Below are 7,816 nucleotides of genomic sequence, written 5' to 3' on the forward strand. Positions count from 1 at the left end.
GGTATATACTTTTACCTGGGACGATGAGCAGCAAAAAGCAAAACTGGTTTCCATTAAAGAAAATAAGCTGGTTAAATTTAAGTGGCTGGATGATGAACCTCAATGTTATTTTGAGATGGAAATTGTACAGGATGAACTAACCAACGATGTTGCCCTCTCGATTACTGATTTTACTACCGATGAGCTTCTTGCAGAGAAAAAATTAATCTGGGATAACCAGATCGATTATCTGATTAGCGTTTTGGGTGCATAAATTACCTTCGTATTGTTTACCTTTGTAGGGTGAAAAAAATACATCTTCTATTAATAAAAGCATTTGTGAAGCCATTCATAGCAACATTTTTTGTTATGATGTTTATTCTATTGATGTTTTTTCTGTTTAAATGGATTGATGACTTAATCGGAAAAGGTTTCGAATGGTACACCATTCTGGAGCTGATGTATTACGCCTCGGCTGCCAACGTATCTATGGCGCTACCACTATCGGTACTGCTTTCATCCATCATGACTTTTGGTACGCTGGGCGAGAATTATGAGTTGGTGGCTATTAAATCAGCGGGGATTTCTTTACAGAAAGCCATGCGCCCCTTGTTTGTGGTGATTTTGATGCTCACTATAGCCTCCTTCTTTTTTGCCAACTATATGCTGCCCAAAGCCAACCTCAAATTTGGTTCGCTACTGTACGATATCAGGAACAAAAAACTTTCATTTTTAATTAAACCAGGGGTTTTTAACAATGCCATTCCAGGTTATGCCATCCGTGTCGATTCGAAAGAAGAAGACGGTACGCTACACAATATCATGATTTACGATCACCGTGAAAATAACGGGATTCCGAAAGTAATTCTGGCCAGAGAGGGTAAGATGAATAAAACCGCTGATGGTAAGTTTTTGGTGCTTTACCTTAAAAATGGTGTGCAGTACGAAGAGCAGGCTTCGAAAAACGGCATGTACAACCCCAGGCAGATTTTTACGCGGAACCGTTTTAAAGAAACCTCACCGCGTTTCGATATGTCGTCTTTTGATGGAAAYACCACCGATCCTAATGCTTTTGGAAACAGTACGCCCATGTTAAACCTGAAAGGGATCGTAAAAAAGCGCGACTCGCTGACCAAGCAACTGGATACGATGAAAATGCGCACCATTGCCAACCTCACCAGCAACTTTAAACAGTTTAATGTGACTAAAGGTTATACCAAAGTAAAAGCCGTACCGAAAGAGATTGATGATGTAATATTGAAGAGTATCCCTAACGGATCGCGGAAACTGGCCCTCGATAATGCAAACAATACGGTGGCGAATATTATGCAGCATGTACCCAACTGGGGGCCGCGCCAAACTGATTTAACCGGCGAAATTATTTTTACCACAGTAGAGTACCAGCGTAAATTTACCCTGGCCGCATCTTGTATCCTGTTGTTTTTTATTGGTGCACCCTTGGGTGCGATTATCAGAAAAGGGGGAATGGGTTTACCGGTAGTGGTGGCCATTTGTTTCTTTCTGGTGTATCACATTATTACCACAGTGGCCGAAAAATCAGCACGCGAAGGTAATTTAAACCCGATATTCGGGATGTGGATTGCCGTAATCGTTTTATCGCCACTGGCGGCCTTTTTAACCTATAAAGCTACAGTAGATTCGGCCTTGTTTGATGTAAATTATTACAAACAACTCTTCCTTCAACTGTTTAAAAAGAAGGAAAAATAGGCGTCTTTTCCTTTACTTACAGATGATATTTTAATCCAAATATTGCTCAATAAGGTTGTACATTTGTACGGGTTATTGTTTGTGGTATAAATTGATTTTAACACGCCATTGCCCCATAATGTTTATAAAATGCAAACAAAATTAAACACAATAGAAGAGGCCATCGCAGATATAAAAGCTGGTAAAGTGATTATTGTTGTAGATGATGAGAATAGAGAGAACGAAGGTGATTTTTTAACGGCAGCCGAAAATGCAACGCCCGAGATCATCAATTTTATGGCTACTTACGGCCGTGGTTTAATCTGTGCGCCCTTAACAGAAGAACGTTGTAAAGAGTTAAACCTTAACCTGATGGTGGGTAAAAATACGGCAGCTTACGAAACTAATTTTACGGTTTCCGTAGATCTGGTTGGACACGGTTGTACCACCGGGATCTCAGCAAGCGACCGCTCTAAAACCATGCTGGCCCTGGTTAATCCTAAAACCAACCCTGAAGAGTTGGGCAGACCAGGACATATTTTTCCTTTAATTGCAAAAGATGGTGGCGTAATCCGCCGTGCTGGTCATACAGAGGCTGCGGTAGATTTAGCGCGTTTGGCCGGCATGAAACCTGCAGGTTTATTGGTAGAGATTTTAAAAGAAGATGGTGAAATGGCCAGACTCCCTGATTTATTTAAAATTGCCGAACAGCACCAGTTAAAAATTATATCAATCGAAGATTTAATCGCTTACCGTTTAACCATGGATAGTTTGATTAAACAAGAGGTTAGCATCGATTTACCTACTGCTTGGGGTGATTTTAAAATGACGGCTTATACCCAGTTGGATAACAATGCCACGCACTTAGCCATTTCTAAAGGCGAATGGAATGCCAACGAACCGATTTTAGCACGTGTACACAGCTCTTGTGTAACAGGCGATATCTTTGGGTCGTGCCGTTGCGATTGCGGTCCGCAGTTGCACAAAGCACTAGAGATGATCGAAAAAGAAGGTAAAGGCATTGTCGTATACATGAACCAGGAGGGTAGAGGTATCGGGCTGATTAATAAATTACGTTCGTATAACTTACAGGATGCCGGTTTTGACACGGTAGAAGCGAATATTAAATTAGGCTTTAAAGGCGACGAACGCGATTATGGTGTAGGTGCGCAGATCCTGCGATCGGAAGGGGTTACTAAAATGCGTTTAATGAGTAATAACCCAACCAAAAGAGCAGGTCTAATTGGTTATGGCTTAGAAGTGGTCGAAAATATTCCTATAGAAATTGCAAGTAACGTACATAACGAACGTTATTTGACCACCAAAAGAGATAAAATGGGCCATTCGATTATGAAAGGATAATTCAGTTGGCAGTTAACAGTTTGGATTGTAAGAACTGAAAACCGCTAATTGAAAACTTATACAAGACCAACAGTTGAACAGATGTTCGATTGTTGGTCTTTTTTGTTAGGATATTTGTCATCCTGAGCGCAGCGAAGGATCTTTAAATAGCCGTCTTTCTCCCTTCCACATGCTTGCCTCGGCTAGCCGCCGAAGGGCTTTTTCTTTATCCTTGATGATAAAGAAACAAACAATCAAGGCTTGGATCTGATGTCGGATAAATTCGTCAAAGCTTAATTGATCGTCAGCACAAGCCCCCGATGAAAAATCGGGGAGGGCGTGCTACCTCGGGGTTGTGGTAGGTTGAGAGGAGGTGCTAAAGCTTTAACGTTTTCTCCTTCCATCATATCCTAGGCCGGATAGCAGGGTGCATATAGTATGGAGCAGAGAAACCATTCTCATTATTTCAATCGAGATCAATCGTCATTGCGCGGGAATGACGGCCGCCATAATCAGAGTTAATTTCTTATGTATGCGTCATTCCCAACTTGATTGGGAATCGTAATGCTATAGGGCTGATTAGCTTCGCTGAGCACTGCATGGTTTCTTTGCTTGCGTCATTCCCACGGCGTTCGTCCTCCTGAACTTGTTTCAGGACCTAAATGATACATAGTCTATCAAAGAAGATTGCTTCGTCGTTCCTTCTCGCAATGACGTATGAGGAAGAATGACATCCGGACCAATGACCAATAAACTATTGACTATTGAACCAATGACCAATGAACCTCTCTACCTCCGTTGATTCCCTTTACTCTGATTGATAATTGCTTCTTTATTGATCGATTTATTGGTTTTAACAGGGGCCTGGCTTTGTTTCCGTTTTAGGTTTCGGCGGTAAGCACCAGAAATTTTCTGGATAAACTCCTTAAACGTATCAAACTGCTGGGTGTAAACCAAACCGAAAGAGGTTACATTTGCCGTTGAGCTAATCCCGCTGTTTAAGAAGATACTTTGTTGCGTAGGTGGTTTATTTGCGGCCTTAACAGTTAAGCTTCCATCTTTTTTAATTAAGAAAAGGGCCTCAACCTCTCTACCCACATTGTCTTTAGAGAAATCGATAACGGTAAAATCGTTCACACTGTTCCGATCTACAATACCTGCGTTGATAATTAAACGATCGCTAAAGAATTTGAACGATGCATTGGCCTCGCTCAACGAGCGTACATTCAGATCGACAAAATTTAAGTTTAATGAAGAAAGTACATTGTTAAACTGGTTAAATACCAACTCGGTAGCTGTACTGGTTGCGGTAGAGCTGAGCTGGTTCCCGATCGATTCTCCTCCGTTTCCAGGGGCAAAACTTCTTCTGATAATTAAACTGAAAGCCTGAAGGTTCAGGTTGTTCTGATCGCTGAAATAGGTTTGCAGTTCTTCTTTGATAGAAGGCTGAGCAGGGAAGTTAATATCAAGTTTAATATCTGGTTTTAAGAGTAAACCTGTTAAACCCATCTCAACCTCAGTATTTACCCTTTGGTTGGCATTACTGCTGGCATCGCGGTTGGCTGCTTTGTAAAGGTCGTTCAAACTCGCTCTCAAAGCGTATACTGCTTTTAGGTTTATCTGTGCAGCTGTAGGGTTACCCGTCCAGCGGATGGTGCCACCTTGCCTGATCTCGAATTTTTTGTTAATTACCTCCTGTGCTGTAAAATCGAAACTTCCGGTTTCGATGATATAATCGCCAGACATTTCGAAATCGCCGAAACTGTTGATGTTTAAGTTTAGCTCGGCATTACCCTTGCCACTTAAATTACCCAGGGTTGTAAATATATTCGCCGTGGTATTCGGGTCGATGGTTAATTTGAAGGTTAGGGTCAGGCCATCAAAGTTGGTCTTTTTCTTAACCAGCACAGTCGAATCGCGGCTTACAAAATTAATGAAATCTTTATCTGATATGGTTTCTGAACTGTTTAAAGGCAGGTTGAAAACGGTTCCTTTTTCAGTTTTTGCCTTAATATCAATCTTCATTTTATTGGTAGGCCCGGTAAACTTAAATACACCAGTGCCGTAGGCCCGGCCATAATACACCGAATTGTCTTTGCTGGTGGTATTTAAGGCCATTAAGCTATTCGCGTTAACTGTTACATCCAAAGTAGGGTAATTGATGTCGTTTAAGTCTACAGTGCCGCGTGCGGTAGCCTCATGACCTTCCAGATCCTTAAGTTCAAAATCGCCGAGTTTAATTACGCTATTGTTTATTTCTACCTCATCGGTAATTACATAAGTGGTTTTAAGGTAGTTTACCATCAGCTGCCCTTTATCTAATGATAGGGTTCCATTAATTTCAGGTTTTTCTAATTTGCCCTTTACGGTTAAGTCAGCCGAGATATTCCCCTTTAAATTCGATACCAGTTGTTTAACAAAAGGCTCGAGGATGGTGAGCTTGCTTTCGTCCATTTTTACAGCCAGGTCGATTTCTTTTTCTTTTAGATCGAGATTTCCAGTCAGCTTAAAAGTCTCCGAATCGTCGGCCATAATGCGGGTAAATACGTTGATCTTTTTGCTTTCGTTGCTATATGATGAGGTATCGGTTAAAGTACCGATATAGATATCGTTAAAGTTTAACGAATCGATCTTTAAATCGTCGGCAACCCTCGGTGCTTTTAATATACCGTACAGATCGGTTGTGCCGTTCAGGTTTCCACCCAGTTTAACACCAAAGCCTTTGGTAAAAGGGTTCAGGGTTTTTAAGTTGAAATCTTTAAAGCCAACACTGATTAAATCTTTAGGGTCTTCCGAAATTAATCCATCAATAATAACCTGCTGCTTTCCGTTGGTTAAATCGAAATTAGTGATCTCGGTTTTGCCATTGTTGAGCACGATGCGTACCTTCTCCTGGATGCGCCACTCTTCGTTGTTGATTTTTAAGATAGAAGGCAATACGCTTAGCCTTGCTGTGGTATCTTGGTTTTTGGTAAACTCTACCAGGCCGTTTAAATCGAGCTGATTGTCCTCTTCAGCGTTCGACATTTTTACGTTGAAAGCCAAACTGTCGTTCCGCAGGATGTTGGAAATGTTTACATCTTTAATAAACAAACTGTCGTTAATCTGCACCCGATCTGAAGTTACAATCAGTTGAAGCTGTTGTGTGGTGGTATTTTCATCGAGGATGATATTGTTTACCACAATACCATTGTATTTTAGTTTCTTAACAAAACCGTTCAGCGTTGCGGTATTGTTGCGCGAGTCGAAATCGCCGGTTAATGTAGCCCCTTCTTCTAATTCTAAGCCTGGGACAAATATTTGCGCCAGCGGTTCGAACTTTTTAACCTTCAGGTTAAACTGAAAAATCTGGTTCTTGTATTTGATAATATCAGCCTTTAACGAAGGGATATAGGTTTTGGCGATGGCTTTGTAATAAGAAACAATAGAATTTAAATCGTACTCACCTTTAATACTGGCATCTAAAATATCTGATCGGATATCCAGTACGCGGCTGGCACCCTTTCCGGCGGCCATTAACTGTACCGAATCAACACTGTAGATACCCTTCGAATTTTGCAGCCTGATTTGTTCTATTAATAATTTACCTGAGATATTGTTCAGGTTGGTACCCGAGAAATTGGTGGTAAATTTAGCATCAACCTGCAACGAATCTTTCACCAGCTTTAAAGCCTTTAATCTTGCTTTAGAAATAGTGGCATTAAAGTTAAATACCGGCAGTTTAGGATTCAGGTTTACTCCGCCATCAAAAACCAGTTTAACATTACGGTCGTTAATGCTCAGCTTGCCATCGAAATACTTTTTGTTAAAGGTTCCGTCAATCTTCACATTGTGGTAACGGTAATTATTAAAGTCGATATAGGTTACATCGCCGTTTATCTTCTCGGTCAAATCTTTAAGCTCAGTGCCGCGGCCCTTAACATACAGTGAGGAGCTGATACGGCCAAGGCTTTTTTCGTCAATCAGGTTGCCAAGATTAAAATCGTAGCTTTTTACGTTCCCTGTATATGAAGGAACATCGTTTTTATCGATTTTCATGTTCACATCCGAAACAATACGGCCAAGTTTGGTTTTAAATTCGCCGTAAGCAATAAAGTCGTTCTGGAAACCGGTAAAACTTCCGTTAAAGTTAATGTTGCCGAATTTGTTCACAATTACCGGAACAATTTTCTTTTTGCTGTTGGTAATGCCGGCCAGTACCTCATCCAGATCGGTTTTATTCGTTCCCGCCATTTCAATGTTGAGGTCCATAAAGGTTTCTTTCCATTTCGGCAGTCCCTTTAAAATAAAATCGCCTTTAATGTGTGTGGCTTTTCCGGTTCTTAACGATAGTTTTTTGGCTTTAAGGTTATTCACTAAACCMGTAATCTGGCCATCAACATCAAGGTCGAGTTTCATGGTGTTCAGCTCAGGCGCAAAGAAGGCTATATCTCTGGAAGTGATGTGGCTATCTTTAAAAATGGCCTTCATCCGAACATTATCTACATAGTGGTTAAAGTCTTTATAACTTTTAAACCGCATTTGGTAATAGTTTGTTAAACGGCTCTGATTGGTTTCGAGCAATAGGTTTTTCAGCTCGATGGCATTACTGTCTATAGTGGTTTGGGCCGTTAAGTTTTTAAGGTAAAACCCGCTACGCTCTTTAAAAGTTAGGTTTTTGATATTGGTTTTAATCAAATGGTTTTTGGTATCGAGCCCTTCAAAAATTCCGCTCAACTCTTTAACAGATACGTTTTCGAAGTTTACACTTTTGCCCTGAACGGTATCTTTTGCCCTGTAATTGATATAC

At 40.8% G+C, this 7,816-nt stretch carries 4 protein-coding genes; 3 read left to right on the forward strand and 1 reads right to left on the reverse strand.

Going from position 1 to position 7,816, the window contains the following annotated elements; all coding sequences use genetic code 11:
* The 3 genes from AC1DPQ_RS11365 to AC1DPQ_RS11375 form a co-directional block, all read left to right on the forward strand.
* On the forward strand, positions 1-253 hold a 253-nt coding region (locus AC1DPQ_RS11365), incomplete at its 5' end, for an START-like domain-containing protein (protein ID WP_477609334.1).
* A 29-nt stretch (positions 254-282) separates the two neighbouring features.
* The gene (locus AC1DPQ_RS11370; protein ID WP_477582067.1) at positions 283-1,707 is read left to right on the forward strand and encodes an LptF/LptG family permease; all 1,425 of its coding nucleotides are present in this window, start codon (positions 283-285) and stop codon (positions 1,705-1,707) included.
* Positions 1,708-1,836: 129 nt separating this feature from the next.
* A complete protein-coding gene (locus tag AC1DPQ_RS11375) occupies positions 1,837-3,048 on the forward strand; it encodes a bifunctional 3,4-dihydroxy-2-butanone-4-phosphate synthase/GTP cyclohydrolase II (RefSeq protein ID WP_131032157.1) in 1,212 nt (403 codons plus the stop codon).
* Between the two features lie 768 nt (positions 3,049-3,816).
* Here AC1DPQ_RS11375 and AC1DPQ_RS11380 read toward each other — a convergent pair.
* Positions 3,817-7,816 (reverse strand): translocation/assembly module TamB domain-containing protein (locus tag AC1DPQ_RS11380; protein WP_477609336.1); only part of this gene is annotated, 4,000 nt, incomplete at its 5' end.

This window comes from Pedobacter sp. 01T416_2 (genome assembly GCF_056398925.1).

What these genes read in the sequence shown, in the direction of transcription:
- AC1DPQ_RS11375 (WP_131032157.1), top strand. Translation starts at nt 1,837, where the DNA reads ATGCAAACAAAATTAAACACAATAGAAGAGGCCATCGCAGATATAAAA.